Source organism: Methylocella silvestris (genome assembly GCF_002891535.1).
Classification (GTDB): domain Bacteria; phylum Pseudomonadota; class Alphaproteobacteria; order Rhizobiales; family Beijerinckiaceae; genus Methylocapsa; species Methylocapsa silvestris_A.
Window position 1 is genome coordinate 66,750 of sequence record NZ_PDZR01000015.1, and the last position, 15,843, is coordinate 82,592.

Consider the following 15,843-nt stretch of genomic DNA (forward strand, 5'->3'; position numbering starts at 1 on the left):
TGTGGGGTGGCGCGCGCGCCGAACAAGCCCTGTCGATCATGCTTTGGCGACGAGGTGGAAGAGCCGCGTCATCACGTCGCGCGCCGGCGCAAGGCGCGGCCAAGCACCATCAGCGCCTTCGCATTGACGGCGGGGGCTTCGCTGCCGAAGCCGAACCAGCGCCGCGGCTGGAGCCGCTCGATCGCCATGAGATCTTCGCCCACGGCAATCAGCGTTTGCGGCGGAGCCTCTGAGAGACCTGGCGCAATGGCGTCGAGATCGGCGGGACGATCAGCGTAGGCGCGGGCTCGGCATTTGACGAGATGAGTGACGGTTTGTCGGGCTCGAGCGTGAAGGAGCGCTTCGAGGCGCGCGCGGGGAGGGGATGTGCGGGCGGAAACGGGAGGCGGCATGGTCTGCTCCGGCGAAAGGCCAAAGCAGAATAGCAGGTATTATTACCTATAAAACGGTATTAAAACCTTACGACAAGCAATCTTACCGCTATCGCCTGCGCCACTGACCGGCTCGGACAACCCCCTGGATCGCCGCCGCCCACTCAATTTTGACGCTGCGAATGGGCGCGGCGTTGTGGCTTTCGAGATCGAAGGTGCCGGCCTTTGCGCCGCGCTGGATTCGCTTGAGATAACGCTTGCCGTCGGCGGTGCGCACAGCCGCCTCCCAGCCGACCACCTCCGCGGCGTCGGCTCCTTCGCGCCAGCAGATGATGACGTCGCCGGGGTCATAGCGCGGCCACATGCTGTCGCCTTCAACCTGAAAGGCGATCGCGTCCGAAGCGATGGGGAAGGGCACTTCTATTTCATAGAGGCCCTCGGGCGGCGTCTGCTCGAATTCGGGAAAAATCTCCGCGCCGGCGCCGATCCGCCCGACGACATGGACGCGATTGCCGGGGGTCGGATCGCCGACGCCTTCAAGCAGCCAGGCGGCCGTGGTCTTCAAAACGGGAGCGAGCGCCGTGAGCGTCTCGGTGGTGACGCCGCGCCGGTCGCCGCTTTTCACCGCCCGTTTCAGATTGCGAATGGCGTCTGGCTTTCGCGCGGCGAGCGAGGCCGCATGGGCCGACAGGCCGACGACGGCGAGGCGGCTTTCGATTCGGGTGAGAACGTCTTCGAGTTCCATACAGGTAGAATAACCGTACACACTGCCGCGCGCATCAGGTAAATTTACCTGGACATTTAAGGTATTTTTACCGTACACCCTGACCGCGGCGAAACACCGCCGCCGGAGCCAGGGAAGGGTAAGAGGCCATGACGATCCATACTGAAATCCGCAAATCCCGTTGGACGGGCGAGCGCATCGCAAGACTGGGCTTTCTGCTCGGCATGGGCTGGGACGCGCGCCGCATCGCGGAAGATCCGCTGATTTCATCGACCCCGAATAATGTGCATCGTCAGGCGCAGCGCTTTGGCCTCGCCTTCCGCGCCGCCGCCGCCGCCCTCGCCCTGCGCCTGCCCCCCGAGGCGACACAGCATTTCGACGCCGCCGCGGCAAGGCGCAACCTGACCCGAGAGGCGATGGTGCGGCTGCTTCTTCTCGTCGTCGCCGCCGATCCCGCCCTCATCGACAATATTCTCGACGACGGATTTTGATGATGGAGCCTGATGCGAAGATCAATGCGCTCGAGGCCCCTTTCCCGCTGCAGTCAAACGGTCTGCCAGAGCGCTGGGATGCCGAGCAGGTCGCAAAGGCGCTCATCAAGGCCTTCGTCACGCTCGACCGGCTGCCACGGTCGCGCGGACCGAGAGAGCCGGGAGGTCATTGGCCGCGCCACCAGGTCGAATGGGCCGATCAACTGGCGCAGGCCGAACTTGGCGAAGCCGAGCGCCGGGACCGCGCCGCCACGCTAAATCGAAGCGAGCTTCGTCCGACCAGCGCTGAAATAGCGCAGATGGACGCCGTCATCGATTGGCTGCGGCAATTGCGGCTCGTCGATAGCGGCATGGCGCTCGTCACCAGCCTGTGGGCGGCGCGCACGGCGCGCGGGAGATCAGTTAAAGCCTTGTGCAAGGAGAAGAAATGGGCGCCCCACACATTCTACCGTAAAAGAGCCAAGGCTCTTTCCTATCTGGCGTCATGGCTCAATGACCGAAACATCCTTGTGTTCTGATCGCCACGCTACGGCGCGTTCGTCGGATTTGACGAACGCGTCTCCCCAACCCACTCCTCGCCATCCCCCGGCGGTCGATGTGGAGCGCGTCGCAAGTTCTGCTGCGCGCAGCGTAATCCACACATGCTTCGACATCGAGGCGTAAGATCACGGCAATCCCAACCGCGCGAGAGACTTGACGCGCGACGAAATGTGAACGCTTTATGCGCGCATGTGCAGCGCCACAATTGCGCGAGCGCATCCAATCTCCTCGCAACATCATGACCATGATCCGGCTGCGCTGTGGCGTCCCGGCATGCGAGGTTGCGTTTAGGTCAAAGCCACAGGGACGGCTGCACGACGCCGCGCAAAAGAGCTTCTGATCACTTCATGGTAGTTCTGTAAGATACGTCATATGATGGCTGGCGCGGAACGTTGACCTGCAACGGTTTGCGACCCTAATATGCGCGTATGCCGGGCCAGAGATGCGTCTGCGTCTTGCCGCAGTCCGTTTCGGATCGCGGGCGCCAACGCACGAATCGCTGACGCGGCGGCCTGTTGGCCCGTAGCAACGACATCCGCTCTGTTGTGAACAATCGCAAAAGGCGCCGCGCCTTTCATTCTTCCTTCGCCTGCGTCGAGCAATGTAAGATATACGAATCCTGCTTTTGTCTGACGGCTTGACCTGCAACGGTTTGCAAGGCCAATATACGCGCATGCCGAGCCACACTTGCGTCTGGCGCTTTCGGCGGCGTTCTGGAGCCGCATGACGGCGGCGTTGGCAAAAGCCGAACAATGTTCATCTGCGCTGCCAAAGCGCGGTCGACCGGATCATCTGGTGTTGATCGCGGCGCGCGCCATGCGGCCACACCATTCATGCCGCTGAATACGTAAGATCTGATTTTCCTCTACAGCCTGGATGCATTGACTTGCAACTAAATGCAACGCCAATATGCGCGTATGCAGCGCCCCTGTTGCGTCGCGACGCCATGATCCAGTTCATGCGGCTGCGGCAGCTTATCGGGCCCCTGCGCCAGCAAACACGTCTTGCCGTCCCGTCGCGCGACGATCATCGCGCCGGCGCGCCTCGCCGCCCTTCGACTTGAATTTTCAACGACGAGACGGATCGTGCATGGTGACATTCAGCCTGGGCCAGGATGCGGCGCGCCGCTTGCTGGAGGGACCGCAGCGTTACACCTGTCTTGCCGGAGGAACGCGCTCGGGCAAGACTTTCCTTATCCTCCGCGCAATCATTATACGGGCGCTACAGGCTGAAGAGTCACGGCATGCCGTTCTGCGCTTTCACGCCAATGCGGCCCGCGCGTCCATCGCGCTGGACACGCTGCCGCGCGTCATGCGCCTTTGCTTTCCAAAGGAGACGCTGCGCGAGAGGCGGCAGGACGGATATTTTGAACTTGGTAATGGATCGCGCATCTGGATCGGCGGCCTCGACGACAAAGACCGCGTCGAGAAAATACTCGGGCTGGAATACGCGACTATTTTTCTGAATGAGGCGTCGCAGATTCCCTATTCATCGGCCATTATCGCTTTCACGCGGCTCGCGCAGATCGCGCCGCTGATCGGTCAACGCGCTTTCGTTGATCTGAACCCTGTCGGCAAGACCCATTGGACCAACCAGCTGTTTGGAGAAAAGCGCGACCCTGTATCGAAGCAACCTTTGCCGGATCCTGAGAGCTACTGCCGGGCGTTTCTCAACCCGCCTGACAACAGGGCAAATCTGTCGCCTGAATTTCTGACAAGCCTCTCGCATTTGCCGGAAAAACAACGCAAGCGCTTTCTTGAAGGCGTGTATGTGGATGAGGTCGAGGGAGCGCTCTGGACCTATGCCGGAATAGATGCGGGACGATGCGCCGCAGAGCGCATATCCATCGATAAGAGAGCCGCGGTCGTTGTTGCTGTGGATCCATCGGGAGCCGCCGGCCGGGACGATCTTGGAGCCGATGAAATCGGCATTGTCGTTGCGGCCAGGGGCGTCGACGGGGACGCTTATATTCTGGAGGATTTATCGTGCAGGGACGCGCCGGCCGTTTGGGGCAGGCGGGTGGTGGTCGCCTTCCACCGATATCAAGCCGACTGCATCGTTGCGGAAAGCAATTTCGGCGGTGAAATGGTTCGGGCGACGATACAGGCGGCGGATCGGAATGTCCCCGTTAGGCTCGTCACCGCAAGCCGGGGAAAGGCCGTGCGCGCCGAACCGGTCTCGGTGCGCTACGCACAGGGACAGGTCCATCACGTCGGCCGATTTCCCAAGCTGGAAGACCAGCTCTGCGCATTTTCAAGCGCCGGCTACAACGGCGGCGGCAGTCCGGATCATGCCGACGCGGCGATCTGGGCGTTGACGCATCTGTTTGGTTCTGACGACGGAACCGGCATCATCGAATTCTATCGCCGCGAAGCCGAAATCCGAAGTCGTGGCTGATCCTCTGAAGCCGTGACGCATTGGAAAAAACGCGAAGGAATCAGCATGGTCGATCGCAGCGCCGGGACGAGAAGCTGGTCGCTCAGTCCTTATGAGGTCGATATCCGCTTTACCTCCTCCCCGGCGAGCGAGGATGGCTGGTTTGGGCCGCAGCGGCCGATGACCCCGCTGGGGCCGCCGGACATCGCCGGGCGGCAGTGGGATTTTCCGGCCGGTTATAATCTGTCGACCACGCCGCGCAATACCGAGCCGGTCACTTTCGCGACCTTGCGCGGTCTTGCCGATGGATATGACCTGTTGCGGCTCATCATAGAGACGCGCAAGGATCAGGCGGCGCGGCAATGCTGGACAATCGCCGCCCGCGACAAGATTGGAAACGCCGCGGGCGTCGGCGATCGCATTGGCGCGGCGACGCGGTTTTTCGCTCGCCCGGACGGCAGCCGCTGCTTTGCCGACTGGCTGCGCATGCTGCTCGAAGAGGTCTTTGTCACCGACGCCGCGGCGCTCTACAAGCGGCGGGATCGAGCCGGTCGGTTGCTGGCCCTGACGCCTCTCGACGGGGCAACCATCAAGCCTGTCATCGACGGCTTCGGCCGCACGCCGGAGCCCTATTTCAAAGACGGTCAGCTCGTCTATCCGACCGCCTATCAGCAGGTGTTGAAAGGCTTTCCGGCGATTGACTATTCTGTCCGCGACTTGGTCTACAGGCCGCGCAACATGCGCGTCAACCGGGTCTATGGCATGAGCCCGGTCGAGCAGATCGTGACGACCGTCAATATCGCGCTCCGCCGGCAGATGTATCTGCTCGACTATTTTACGGAAGGCAACATCCCAGACAGTCTGATTGGCGTTCCCGAGAATTGGACGCCGGACCAGATTGCATCGTACCAAAAATATTGGGACGCCTATTTCGATGGGGATGTCGGACGCCGCCGCCGCGCGAAATTTGTCCCTGGCGGCGTTGCGAAGACCTTTATCCAGACCAAAGAGCCAGAGCTCAAAGGGCCATTCGACGAATGGCTCGCGCGGATCGTTTGTTTCGCCTTTTCGATCTCGCCTCAAGGCTTGACGCAGACAATGAACAGGGCGACCGCGGAGACGCAAAAGGAGCTTGCCGCCGAGGAAGGTTTAGCGCCGATCCTCGCCTGGATCAAGGCCCTGATCGACGACGTGCTGGCCGATGAGTTGGAGGCGCCCGATCTCGAATTCGTCTGGACCTCCGGGCACGAGACCGATCCGCTGACGCAGGAAACCATCCTTTCCAATTTCACGTCGAAGGGAATCTTGACGATCAACGAAGCGCGCGCCGCGCTTGGCCGCATACCCTTGCGCGAAGCTTCGGCGAACAAGCCAATGACCTTGACGGCGGGGGGCTATGTGCCGCTTCCGGATTGATCTCTGCTTGGATTGGCGAGACGCCTTCTCAATTGCAAACTGTCAAGGAGGACGTATGTCCGCGTTGCGAATGTTCATCCCGATTACCAAGGTCGACGCTGCGCAGCGCCTGGTCTATGGCCTCGCCACAGCCGAAGCGGAGGATCGCGCGGGAGAGATCTGCGACTACGCCTCCACGGAGCCCTTTTATGAGAAGTGGTCGGCGGCGATAGCGGCTGCGACCGGCGGCAAATCACTCGGCAATTTGCGGGCGATGCACGGACCCGTCGCGGCCGGCAAGGTCATGCAAATCAATTTCAATGATGAGGAAAAGCAGATCGAGATCTGCGCGAAAGTGATCGATGACGCGGAGTGGAATAAAGTTGCGGAAGGCGTCTACACCGGTTTTTCGCAGGGCGGCGCCTATGCGCAGCGTTGGACCGATGATCAAGGGTTGACGCGTTATGCGGCCGATCCAAATGAAATTTCGCTGGTCGATCTGCCCTGCCTTCCGCAAGCCTGCTTTGAAATGATCAAGCTGGACGGATCGCGGGAATTGCGGCGCTTCGGAAAGGCGGCGGACGCGGCGTCTCAAGCGCAAGGCCTCCTCGACGAGTTGCAGGCTCTTGACGGCAATGCCGGGGCAAGCGCGGAGCACGAGGCCGGAGCGCCCACCTTGGCGGATCAGTTGCGTGACATCCTGATGCGGACGGCGGCGCTCCTGCGCGAAGCGGCGCAAGAGAGCTTGGCGCAGGATACATCGGCGAGTAAGGCGGCGTCGCAAGCCAAATCCGTATTTGCAAATGAGTTTGCCCCCGCTGCAGCCAAGCGCGCTCAGGACGTCGAAACTGATCGAAGCAGCCGGCAAAGCGGCAGGACGGCTGGCGCCGTCGGGGGAGATTTCGCAACGCAGGACAGCGTCTCCGCCAGTCTGGAAAAGCGCTTCGACGCGTTCGCGTCGACGCTTGCCGATGTGCTGAAGCGCGTGCAGCAGATCGAGGCGCAGCCTTTGCCGCCGCCTTTCTATGGGCCAATGCGCGCGGTGGCGAAGTCCGAAGACGGCCGCGGCGATGAAGTGGAGAAGCTTCTCACCGATCCGGAGACGCTGTCGATTCTCGCCATCAAGCTCGCTCAGCGTAACGCCAGGTCGCCGCTTCGCTAGACGAGACGCCGGCGGCTCCGCCTCAAGCGACTGTCGATCGGCGCGCCGGTTTCCCCAATTCCACTTTCGCTGCGCGTTGCGCAGGCGAATTTGCTGTGGCCGACCCTACGTTCGCGATGGGCGCACTTCAGGCTCGTCACGCTAAAGCGATTTCCGTCAGGAGCAAATCATGACCACGCAGACCGAGTCACAAGACATTCTCGAGCGGCTTAAGACGGCTCAGTCGAAGCCGCTTGGCGATCCGCGCTTCAGGAGTCTGATGGGTCTTGAGAAGAGCACCTTCTCTGAAAGCAACAGCGCCAGTTCGGGACTCACCTTTTACGATCTCGAGCTTGGCGCCAAGTTTCTTTACCCGGTGATGACGCCTCTACGCAACGCGATCCCCAGAGTGTCCGGCAAGGGCGGCATACAGGCGTCCTGGCGTGCGATCACCGCGATCAACACGACCGGACTGCGCTTTGGCGTATCCTCTGCCAATCGTGGCGGCGTGCTTGCCGTTGCGACGCAGGACTACGCGGCCAACTACAAGGGGATCGGCGTCGAAACCAGCGTTGACTTCGAAGCCCAGTTCGCCGGTCAGGGATTCGACGACATTCGTGCGATCGGCGCCAAGACCGGTCTCGAGGCCCTGATGATCGGCGAGGAGGCGATGATCCTCGGCGGTTGTTCGTCCGCAATCGCAGCCACGCCAACGCCGACTCTCACGGCGCAGACGACCGGAGGCGCTCTTCCCGCGCAGACCTGGTCGATCATCTGCGCAGCCCTGACGCTGGACGGATTGATGAACGGCTCGGTCGCAGGCGGCGTTCAGGGCTCGATCACCCGCACGAACGCCGACGGCTCGACGGACACCTTCGGCGGCGGAGTCGCCAAGAAGAGCGCCAATGCGACGGTCGCGACCACGGGCTCGACGGGCCTCGTCAACGTGACCGTCGCCCCGGTCTCGGGCGCGATGGGATACGCCTGGTTCTGGGGCGCGGCGAACTCTGAAGTTCTAGGCGCGATCACGACGATCAATTCGCTCGTCGTCACGGCGCCCGCCTCCGGAACGCAGACTGCCGCGTCGCTTGGCGCGAGTGATAATTCGGCCAACGCGCTCGCCTTTGACGGGCTGATCTACCAGGCGACCAAGCCCGGATCCGGCGCGACGCTCTACACGATGGGGACGGGGTCAGCTGGCGTCGGAACCGGGCTGACCACCGACAGCGCCGGCGGCGTTATGGAGCTTGACGCCGTACTGAAGTCCATGTGGGACAATTATCGCCTGTCCCCGGATACCATGTGGGTCAGTTCGCAGGAAGCGCTCAACATATCGAGAATCATCGTCAAGGGCTCGCAGACTGCTGCGCAGCGCTTCGTCTTTGAGACCGCGCAAGATCTCATCGGCGGCGGCATCATGGTCCGCACCTACCTCAATCGGTTCTCGATGCAGGGCGGCAACGTGATCGATATCCGGGTGCATCCCAATATGCCGGCCGGAACCATTCTCCTCACCACCAAAACCTTGCCCTATCCGCTTGCGGGCGTCGGCAACGTCATTCAGATCCGCACCCGCCAGGACTACTATCAGATCGAATGGCCGCTGCGGACGCGCAAATATGAATATGGCGTCTACTCGGATCAGGTTCTGCAGAACTATTTTCCGCCCTCAATGGGATTGATCACGAATATCGGCAACGTCTGAACCATCATTGGGGCGGTCGCGTGCGACCGCTCCATTGTTCAGAAGCGCCAAGAATGCAACGACGAAGGGCTGTGTCTATGAAACTTCGCGCTCCACCATGTTGCGAGGCCGTCACACATGACGGACGGGCTCTCGAGATCTCCGAAGACAGATCATTGGTGGTTAAGGCCACGGATTGGCGGGCGCTGGCGGCGCATGGTTTTAGCTGTTGGGAAGTTGGCCCCTCGCCGCAAGGGGAAGGATTCACGGCGGAGGCGACGGGACGTCAAGGCGCAGCTGTCGCGACACGAAGCTTCGCAGATTTATTCGGACAACGCCAGGCTCAGTCGCCAGCAGTCGAAAAGCCAAAACACGTCGATGTCGCCAATGGCGTCGGCGTCAACACAATATCCCAACTCAATCGCCGTCAGCTGTTCTTCTTTCTCAAAGAGCGTCGCATTGGCGTGCGCATACCGATCACGAACGACCGACTCCGCGCTCTGGCTCTGCGCGCAATCGAGTTCGTCTAGGCGCGAACTGATCGCGAACCGCCCGCATTTCGTGACGGACGACGAAATCCTCGCTTCGAGACGACGGCCGCATGCGGTCGCATAGAAGGGTACCGGTCGATGGCGTCTACTTATGATCTCGCGAAGCTCGCAGATGTCAAAGACTGGCTTGATATCTCGGGCGCCGACGATGACGCTCTGCTTTCACGGCTCATCACGAGGCTCAGCCGCGGGATCTTGAATTATCTCGATCGGCAATCGATTCTGCCGACGAAATTCTCCGAGACGTTTGACGGCGGTGGCGAGCGATCTCTCCTGCTCGGTCAGTGGCCTGTCAATGTGGTGCTGGGCTGCGCCGTGAACAGCTTGCCGATTCCCCCGGCGCCGGCGATGACGCCAGATTCGCTGCAGCCCGGATTTGTTCTGGATGAGGGCGACATCGCCCCTCCGGGCCGTCGGCAGCGCCTCTCGCTTCGCGGGCGGCGCTTCGATTGCGGCATACAGAATGTGTCCGTGTCCTATTTAGCAGGCTACCAAATCGCGGGCGAGGCCGCCATGATCCCGCCAGGGGCGCCCTTTTTGGTCACAGCTCTGTCGCCCTACGGCGATTGGGCGAGCGACGGCGGCGTCACCCTAAACGGGCTCGCAATGACCCGCGTTGCGGCAAGTCCTGCGGCTGGCCAATATTCGGTCGCCGATGGAATCTACACATTCAATGTAGCAAATGCGGGAATGGGCGCGACAATCACCTATGGCTTTGTCCCGGCGGATCTTGCGATTTGCTGCATGGACTGGGTCGCCGAGCGCTACTCCTATCGGTCGCGCATCGGCCAACAATCAAAATCTCTCGGCGGCCAGGAAACCATGGCTTACCTTGTTAAGGACATCCCCGATTTCGTCGCGGCCGGCCTGCAGCCTTACCGCCGCGTCGCGCCATGAGCGATTTCACGCTCGATTCCGATGCGTTGCATCAGGCGCTGGTTCAGCGCGCCGAAACAGCGCGAACCGCGCTCGAGGAGAGGATCGTCAAAAAGCTGTCTGGCGAAAGCTTGCAGCAAAAGTCAGGCGCGCTGGCTGCTTCGATCCGCTCGTCGATCGCGGATGATGCAGGCGCAATATCGATCATAGCGTCGAGCGTCGGGGTCGCTTATGCGGCCATCCAGGAATTTGGCGGCAAAACCACGGCGCACGACATTGTGGTCGTGAAAGCTCGGGCGTTGAAGTTCAGCGGCGCGGGAGAAGCTTTCGCCAAGAAAGTTCATCATCCGGGCTCGACCATTCCGGCCCATTCCTTTTTCGGTGGGTCGATGTCCGAGATGAGGGACGACATCGCTGCGAGCCTCAAGGAGGCCGCGCTGGAAAGTCTACGGAAAGACTGATCCCGGCGCGCGTGACGCGGACTTCAACGCCAGATCAAGGAGCAGGCATGGCTACGACGAAGCGGGAGACCGCGTTGGCGGCGCTACAAAGCGCTATCGCCGCCGCCTATGCGTGGAAACTCGGCCCCTCGCGCCGGCTTAAACTCTGGAGCGATGTTCCTTCGGCGATGCGGCCGGCGTGTTTCCTGTATGAGGGCGGCCAAGAGACATACGCGTGGAGCGAAGGCGCAACGCCGAAACGTGTGATGGAGGTTAAGCTATTCATCTATCTCAACGCCAAGGATACGTCGATCACGGGCGCCGTGCTTTTGAACGATTTGATGGACGCGCTTGACGTCGCCCTTTCCATTTCAGGAGGAGATCTAATCCGCGGGCGCAACACGCTCGGCGGCGCCGTGCACCACTGCCGCATCGACGGGAAAACCCTTAAAGATCCCGGCGATCTTGACGGCGATGCGATGTTGATCGTTCCGATCAAACTCGTTCTTCCCTAGCGTGCTTTCCGATCCGTCGCGTCCGCGCGGCATCGGCGTAGATCGAACCAGCGAGGTCACTCATGTATAGTTTCGGCTCGGGCGTGTTGCTCGGAACCCGCACGGATATAGCGAATGCGACGCCGATCAATTTCGGCCTCGTTCAGGAGGTGACGATCGAGGAGACTGCGACCATCAAGGAGCTGACGGGCCAGTTTCAGCGCCCCGTGGCGATCGCGAGAGGCACGATCAAGACTACCGGAAAAGCCAAGGTTGCGCGCATCTCCGGATTGGCTTTCGCTAGCCTTTTCTATGGCTTGACGCCGACTGCGGGTCAAATCGCAACATCCTTCGCCGAAGCCGCCGCCATTCCGGCGGCGTCTCCTTACACCGTGACTGTGGCGAACGCCGCGACGATTGTCGATGATGAGGGCGTTCTCTATGCCGCGACCGGCCTGCCTCTCACAAAAGTTGCTTCGAGCCCGGCTGTTGGGCAATATTCCATTTCCACCGGCGTCTTGACGTTCAACTCCGGCGACGCAGGAAAAGCAGTATTGGTGAGTTACACCTATTCCATCGCCGGCTCGGGACAGAAATTCACGGTCGCCAATCAGCTGCTTGGCGTGACCCCGACGTTTCAGGCTGTGTTCTACACAACATTCCAGGGACAGGCTGTGACGCTGAAGCTCAACAATTGCACCTCGAACAAGCTGAGCTTTCACACCAAGCTCGAAGATTTTGTTATGCCAGAGTTCGATTTCTCCTGCTTTGCTGACGCCGCCGGAAATGTGATGACCTGGTCCTTCGCGGAGGCGTCGTGATGAGGCCGGCTTCAGAAACGATCCGGCTCGGAGCGCGCGAATGGTCGATCCGGCCGCTAAATTTGCGTCAGGTTCAGGAAATTGAGCCGATTCTGATCGCGGGAGCCTCCGAGGCAAAGGGCAATATTTCGGCCGCCATGGCGATCGTTGCGATCGCCCTGAAGCGCGACAACGCCGAGGCCGCGTCGGCGCTCGGAGACGTTGAAGCGACGGCCCCGGAAATCGCGGCAGCCATGGCGACCGTGCTGCGTCTTGGCGGATTTCTGCCGGCGGCCGAAGGAGACTGCGCGCCGGGGGAAGTGTGAGCGGGCGCTCAGGCGCAGCCGACGCCCGCATTGATTTTGGCTTCATCTATTCAAGGCTGATGTCGGCTTGCGGATATACGCCGGCCGAGATCGATGAAATGACGCTGCATGATGTGCTCGGCCTGTTTGCCTATTGGCGAGACTACCCGCCGACGCATGAAATCCTGAAAAGCGTCTATGGCGTCGAACGCAGACCTGAAACTGAAAGTCGCAAGCCCGGATATGACCCAAGCGGAATCGGCAGCCTGATCGCGCGATTTCCAGATGGGTTCGTACCGGCGGGCGAAGGCCGGCGTCACCCCGGGGGTGGGCCGACGCTTGGCGAGCAGGACTATCGGGCGGCGACCCAACCTTGAGGAAATGTGTCAATGGCAGATGACGTCACTATTCGATTTACCGCCGACGTCTCCTACCTGCAGCGTGGCATTCAGCAAGCAAACACCGCCCTCGGAGCGACGACGACAACGCTTATTTCGGGAGCAAGTCAGATCAACGCGTCCTTCGCCAATCTGACGCAGGCGTATGTCGGCAATGCGGGGCAGGAAATATCAAGCGCGCGCCCAGCAGGAGAGGCGCAGATCGCCATAGCGCGACAAGCGGAGCAGGCTCGCTTCGACATTGCATCGAACGGAGCAAAGTTGCAGGCGTCGCTTATTAGGGAACAGAGCGATTGGACGACGGGCGATGGCGGCGTCGATTTTCGTAATTGGTCGGCGCCGGCCTCTACCGCATGGCCGCCGGCGCTTTCGTGGATCCTCCAGGCAATAGGCGTCCCGAGCGCATCGGCTGGCATTGAATGCGCCGTCCTGGCGGCGGCGGGGGACGTCAACCTGTCATCATTTCAAAATACGCTTGCCATGCCTGTGAGCGTTGCCACGAACGCTGCGCTGTCTCTCAAGGTTGCGACCTTGTGGGGGTCGACAGGAACCGGCGTCAATCAGATCAAGCTCAGTCAGCTCGTCGTGGAAGCTCTCAACTAACGCCGTCGACCTCATGCCCAGATGAATCCGCCCTTCATGGCGGGATAATTCCTTTGCGTGGAGCGGGAGCTAAATTGCTATGAAGACACAACTCATGTCACCGCCCGAAAATGGCAATCGTAATGATGTGTCGATCAACGGTCGCGTTTATCAAAGCGTTCCCGGAGCGGCCATTTCAGTCCCGCCGTTCGATGTTGCGATCCTTGAGGCCAATGGATGGCAAATATTCGACGGCCCGTCTTCGCCGATCACGACCACAAATTACGCCTCCGGGTCTGTCAGCGGCATAGTGATGAGTCCAAGTGGGAACGCCATGGGGCTGGGCGTCCGACTCTATCTTGACGGGTCGGCAAACGCTGCGGGCGTCACGGCGGCCGACGTAAACGGGCGCTGGTCCATCGCGACCGGAGCGTTGTCAGCGGGACCTCATAGCTTCAGCGTTGAGATCGACGAGGGCTCTGGCGTCTTCTTGGTCGGCGGCGGCGGCGCTTCGAGCGGCGTCATGGATTTCAGCGCATCAGTAAATAGTGGATTGATTGCTGCAGTCGCAGCGTAGAACGGAGTAAAGCAATGGCTTTGCCGACGCTTAGCGTTACCCCAGGATCAGGGGCGACGATCAATACCTTGCCGAATGCGCCGCAGGCGACCGTGAATAGCGTGGCTGTCGCGCTGGCTACCGACCAGGCTGCAGTACCAATATCTGCCGTCGCCCTGCCACTTCCGGCGGGCGCCGCTACTGCGGCAAATCAGGCGACAGAGATGTCGACGCTCGCGTCAATCCTTGCCGCGATTCAGGCGATGGACACGGCAATCGCGGTTACGAGTCGATCAGGCTATATATGGGGGGCAGTCTCCACGGCGGCGATTGCGTCCGCAGGATTAACGGGCGGCTATGCGCCGAGCGATACGATTACGTTACCCACCGGAACCGGCGTAAATGCTCCGGCGGTTCTCATGGTTGTGGCGACCCAACTCGCGGCAATCCCGACGATCGTCAATGCGGGGAGCGGCGGCGCGGCAGGAACACAGACCCTGACCGGCACCACTGGAGCGGGAACGAAGTTTGCGCTGTCTGCGACGGTCGCTGGTGGAGTTATCACCTCGATCAACAGTATCACGACAGCGGGAAATTATACCGTCAATCCAACCACGGTCGCCGCCGAGCCCGTGACGGGAGGCAGCCTTGTCGGTGCGACAGTCAGCGTCAAGATGGCTCCGTTGACCCTGACTGTCGCCACTGGCGGCGTCTATGCGGCTCAGGTTGCAAATCCGGTGTCACAAGGATCGTCCTCGGGCTCGGGAGTGGGAGCGACTTTCAATCTGACAGGATTTGCGCCGCTCGCCACTCCGGTCGCGGCTGTGAATGCATCGCGGCAATATCTCGCATTCCGTAATGACAGTCAGGCGTTGAGCCTTGGCGCTTCGCTCACTGGATCAGCGGGTTTGGGCGCGCTCGGGACCACGTCATTCGATCCTGGCGGATATGGCTACGAGTGGGGTGGAAGCCGCGTTCCAAGCAATGCACTGAGTTTGATTGGTCAGGCCGCTTTCCAGCAATTCACGGCGTGGGAGGGCTAATTCGATGGATCTTCGCGGGCGTCCCCAACCTGGGGAAACGATTTTCGGCAAGATCAAACGACTGGCGTCGCGCGCCCGGTCAGGCCTCGGCAATCCTCATTTCATCGATCCGGCGACCGGCCTGCCGATGCTTATGGCCAACGCGCCGACCGTGACGACTACGGCGAGCCTCTTCGCCAATCAGGCCGCTGTTGTGGCGGCGGGCTATAGCAAGCTCTTCGCCGCCGTCGTCAGTGGAAGCGTCAATCCGGTGTATTATTGCGCCGGTGGCTGGCCGAGGATCAACGCCAACGTCTATCTCGTCCTGCCGTCAGGCACGACCTGGTCGACGGGAAACGGCAACGCGGGCAATAATCCGCCGTTGCAGGCGCTCGCCCCCCGCGTGAAATTCAAGACTGACAGCCCGAAGTTTGTCCTCGGCGTCACCGGCACATATCGGCTGATCGTCAATGGGCGATATCTCTCTGGCGCAATATGCGCCATCGGGCGCCGTGCCCTCCTATTCGCTGGTCGACTTTACCGCTGTCGGCGGCCGGCAAGAGCGGCAGATCGAGATCGAGATGATCACCGCCACATCGTTCTATGGCGCATGGGTTGGGCCGACAGAGACGATCTGGGCGCCGCCGTCCAGCGACAATCTACGCTGGATCCAGAACGGCGACAGCCTCACGCAGTCGGCCGGAAATCTGCCTGGCGGTCTTGGGGACGGCTATGGCGAGATCATGGCCGATTGCCTCGGCATATCCGATTATCGCGCGGCGGGCATCGGTGCACCGGTTATTACGCCAACAACGGCGGCGTCAATTACCGAATGCAGGAACATATGTTTGACCTGCTCAACTACAACCCGGATGTGATCTCGCTGGCCGCGGCGTCAATGACGCAACGTTCGGCTTCGCTCTTGCGCAACCTGGCCTTGCGTCATGCATCGCGCAGGCGCGGGCCTATTCCGTCACCATGCCTATTTTCGTTACCGGCGTCCTGGTGTCGGCCAATGATGCGGTTGCGCTTGCGTGGGAGACGGCGCAGGCGGCTTATGTCGCGTCGCTGAACGATCCCAACTTGTTTTTCATCCC

General features: G+C 61.0%; 18 protein-coding genes. 16 read left to right on the forward strand and 2 right to left on the reverse strand.

Annotated elements, in window-relative coordinates; translation table 11 throughout:
- Window positions 1-71 precede the first annotated feature (71 nt).
- Entirely contained in the window at window positions 72-392 is a 321-nt protein-coding gene (locus tag CR492_RS13370; RefSeq protein ID WP_102844238.1) for a hypothetical protein, read from the reverse strand.
- 88 nt (window positions 393-480) lie between these two features.
- Entirely contained in the window at window positions 481-1,137 is a 657-nt protein-coding gene (locus CR492_RS13375; RefSeq protein WP_245412078.1) for a S24 family peptidase, read from the reverse strand.
- Window positions 1,138-1,244: 107 nt separating this feature from the next.
- Between CR492_RS13375 and CR492_RS13380 the strand changes: the two genes are divergently transcribed.
- The 16 genes from CR492_RS13380 to CR492_RS13460 all read left to right on the forward strand — a co-directional run bounded on the left by CR492_RS13380 (window position 1,245) and on the right by CR492_RS13460 (window position 15,624).
- On the forward strand, window positions 1,245-1,586 hold the full coding sequence (locus CR492_RS13380; RefSeq protein WP_102844240.1) for a hypothetical protein: 342 nt from the start codon (window positions 1,245-1,247) through the stop codon (window positions 1,584-1,586).
- 2 nt (window positions 1,587-1,588) lie between these two features.
- Complete coding sequence (locus tag CR492_RS13385) at window positions 1,589-2,104, forward strand: hypothetical protein (protein ID WP_102844241.1); 516 nt, start codon at window positions 1,589-1,591, stop codon at window positions 2,102-2,104.
- Window positions 2,105-3,215: 1,111 nt separating this feature from the next.
- Window positions 3,216-4,523 carry a phage terminase large subunit gene (locus tag CR492_RS13390; RefSeq protein WP_102844242.1) on the forward strand — a complete coding sequence of 436 codons (1,308 nt, stop codon included), beginning with the start codon at window positions 3,216-3,218 and terminating at the stop codon, window positions 4,521-4,523.
- A gap of 45 nt (window positions 4,524-4,568) precedes the next feature.
- Window positions 4,569-5,918, forward strand: a complete 1,350-nt coding sequence (locus CR492_RS13395; protein WP_102844276.1) for a phage portal protein — start codon at window positions 4,569-4,571, stop codon at window positions 5,916-5,918.
- Window positions 5,919-5,973: 55 nt separating this feature from the next.
- Entirely contained in the window at window positions 5,974-7,059 is a 1,086-nt protein-coding gene (locus CR492_RS13400; protein ID WP_102844243.1) for a hypothetical protein, read from the forward strand.
- Window positions 7,060-7,228: 169 nt separating this feature from the next.
- A complete protein-coding gene (locus tag CR492_RS13405; RefSeq protein ID WP_102844244.1) occupies window positions 7,229-8,743 on the forward strand; it encodes a hypothetical protein in 1,515 nt (504 codons plus the stop codon).
- 608 nt (window positions 8,744-9,351) lie between these two features.
- Entirely contained in the window at window positions 9,352-10,170 is an 819-nt protein-coding gene (locus CR492_RS13415) for a phage head-tail connector protein (protein ID WP_102844246.1), read from the forward strand.
- Complete coding sequence (locus tag CR492_RS13420) at window positions 10,167-10,610, forward strand: hypothetical protein (RefSeq protein ID WP_102844247.1); 444 nt, start codon at window positions 10,167-10,169, stop codon at window positions 10,608-10,610. Before CR492_RS13415 ends, CR492_RS13420 begins: the two co-directional genes overlap by 4 nt.
- Before the next feature lie 47 nt (window positions 10,611-10,657).
- Window positions 10,658-11,104: a hypothetical protein gene (locus tag CR492_RS13425; RefSeq protein ID WP_102844248.1), complete on the forward strand. Its 447-nt coding sequence runs from the start codon at window positions 10,658-10,660 to the stop codon at window positions 11,102-11,104.
- A 62-nt stretch (window positions 11,105-11,166) separates the two neighbouring features.
- Window positions 11,167-11,904 (forward strand): hypothetical protein, encoded by a 738-nt coding sequence (locus CR492_RS13430; protein WP_102844249.1) that lies wholly within the window; start codon window positions 11,167-11,169, stop codon window positions 11,902-11,904.
- Entirely contained in the window at window positions 11,904-12,209 is a 306-nt protein-coding gene (locus CR492_RS13435; protein ID WP_102844250.1) for a hypothetical protein, read from the forward strand. The genes CR492_RS13430 and CR492_RS13435 overlap by 1 nt, the downstream gene beginning before the upstream one ends.
- Window positions 12,206-12,565, forward strand: coding sequence for a hypothetical protein (locus CR492_RS13440; protein ID WP_245412079.1), 360 nt, complete (start codon window positions 12,206-12,208; stop codon window positions 12,563-12,565). The genes CR492_RS13435 and CR492_RS13440 overlap by 4 nt, the downstream gene beginning before the upstream one ends.
- Before the next feature lie 12 nt (window positions 12,566-12,577).
- Window positions 12,578-13,189 carry a hypothetical protein gene (locus CR492_RS20830; protein WP_180982543.1) on the forward strand — a complete coding sequence of 204 codons (612 nt, stop codon included), beginning with the start codon at window positions 12,578-12,580 and terminating at the stop codon, window positions 13,187-13,189.
- 79 nt (window positions 13,190-13,268) lie between these two features.
- Complete coding sequence (locus tag CR492_RS13450) at window positions 13,269-13,745, forward strand: hypothetical protein (protein WP_146030262.1); 477 nt, start codon at window positions 13,269-13,271, stop codon at window positions 13,743-13,745.
- 14 nt (window positions 13,746-13,759) lie between these two features.
- Window positions 13,760-14,767, forward strand: a complete 1,008-nt coding sequence (locus CR492_RS13455; RefSeq protein WP_146030263.1) for a hypothetical protein — start codon at window positions 13,760-13,762, stop codon at window positions 14,765-14,767.
- Window positions 14,768-15,216: 449 nt separating this feature from the next.
- The gene (locus CR492_RS13460; protein WP_102844253.1) at window positions 15,217-15,624 is read left to right on the forward strand and encodes a hypothetical protein; all 408 of its coding nucleotides are present in this window, start codon (window positions 15,217-15,219) and stop codon (window positions 15,622-15,624) included.
- Window positions 15,625-15,843 lie beyond the last annotated feature (219 nt).

What these genes read in the sequence shown, in the direction of transcription:
- CR492_RS13370 (WP_102844238.1), bottom strand. Translation starts at nt 392, where the DNA reads ATGCCGCCTCCCGTTTCCGCCCGCACATCCCCTCCCCGCGCGCGCCTC.
- CR492_RS13380 (WP_102844240.1), top strand. Translation starts at nt 1,245, where the DNA reads ATGACGATCCATACTGAAATCCGCAAATCCCGTTGGACGGGCGAGCGC.
- CR492_RS13385 (WP_102844241.1), top strand. Translation starts at nt 1,589, where the DNA reads ATGGAGCCTGATGCGAAGATCAATGCGCTCGAGGCCCCTTTCCCGCTG.
- CR492_RS13390 (WP_102844242.1), top strand. Translation starts at nt 3,216, where the DNA reads ATGGTGACATTCAGCCTGGGCCAGGATGCGGCGCGCCGCTTGCTGGAG.
- CR492_RS13395 (WP_102844276.1), top strand. Translation starts at nt 4,569, where the DNA reads ATGGTCGATCGCAGCGCCGGGACGAGAAGCTGGTCGCTCAGTCCTTAT.
- CR492_RS13400 (WP_102844243.1), top strand. Translation starts at nt 5,974, where the DNA reads ATGTCCGCGTTGCGAATGTTCATCCCGATTACCAAGGTCGACGCTGCG.
- CR492_RS13405 (WP_102844244.1), top strand. Translation starts at nt 7,229, where the DNA reads ATGACCACGCAGACCGAGTCACAAGACATTCTCGAGCGGCTTAAGACG.
- CR492_RS13415 (WP_102844246.1), top strand. Translation starts at nt 9,352, where the DNA reads ATGGCGTCTACTTATGATCTCGCGAAGCTCGCAGATGTCAAAGACTGG.
- CR492_RS13420 (WP_102844247.1), top strand. Translation starts at nt 10,167, where the DNA reads ATGAGCGATTTCACGCTCGATTCCGATGCGTTGCATCAGGCGCTGGTT.
- CR492_RS13425 (WP_102844248.1), top strand. Translation starts at nt 10,658, where the DNA reads ATGGCTACGACGAAGCGGGAGACCGCGTTGGCGGCGCTACAAAGCGCT.
- CR492_RS13430 (WP_102844249.1), top strand. Translation starts at nt 11,167, where the DNA reads ATGTATAGTTTCGGCTCGGGCGTGTTGCTCGGAACCCGCACGGATATA.
- CR492_RS13435 (WP_102844250.1), top strand. Translation starts at nt 11,904, where the DNA reads ATGAGGCCGGCTTCAGAAACGATCCGGCTCGGAGCGCGCGAATGGTCG.
- CR492_RS20830 (WP_180982543.1), top strand. Translation starts at nt 12,578, where the DNA reads ATGGCAGATGACGTCACTATTCGATTTACCGCCGACGTCTCCTACCTG.
- CR492_RS13450 (WP_146030262.1), top strand. Translation starts at nt 13,269, where the DNA reads ATGAAGACACAACTCATGTCACCGCCCGAAAATGGCAATCGTAATGAT.
- CR492_RS13455 (WP_146030263.1), top strand. Translation starts at nt 13,760, where the DNA reads ATGGCTTTGCCGACGCTTAGCGTTACCCCAGGATCAGGGGCGACGATC.
- CR492_RS13460 (WP_102844253.1), top strand. Translation starts at nt 15,217, where the DNA reads ATGGGCGATATCTCTCTGGCGCAATATGCGCCATCGGGCGCCGTGCCC.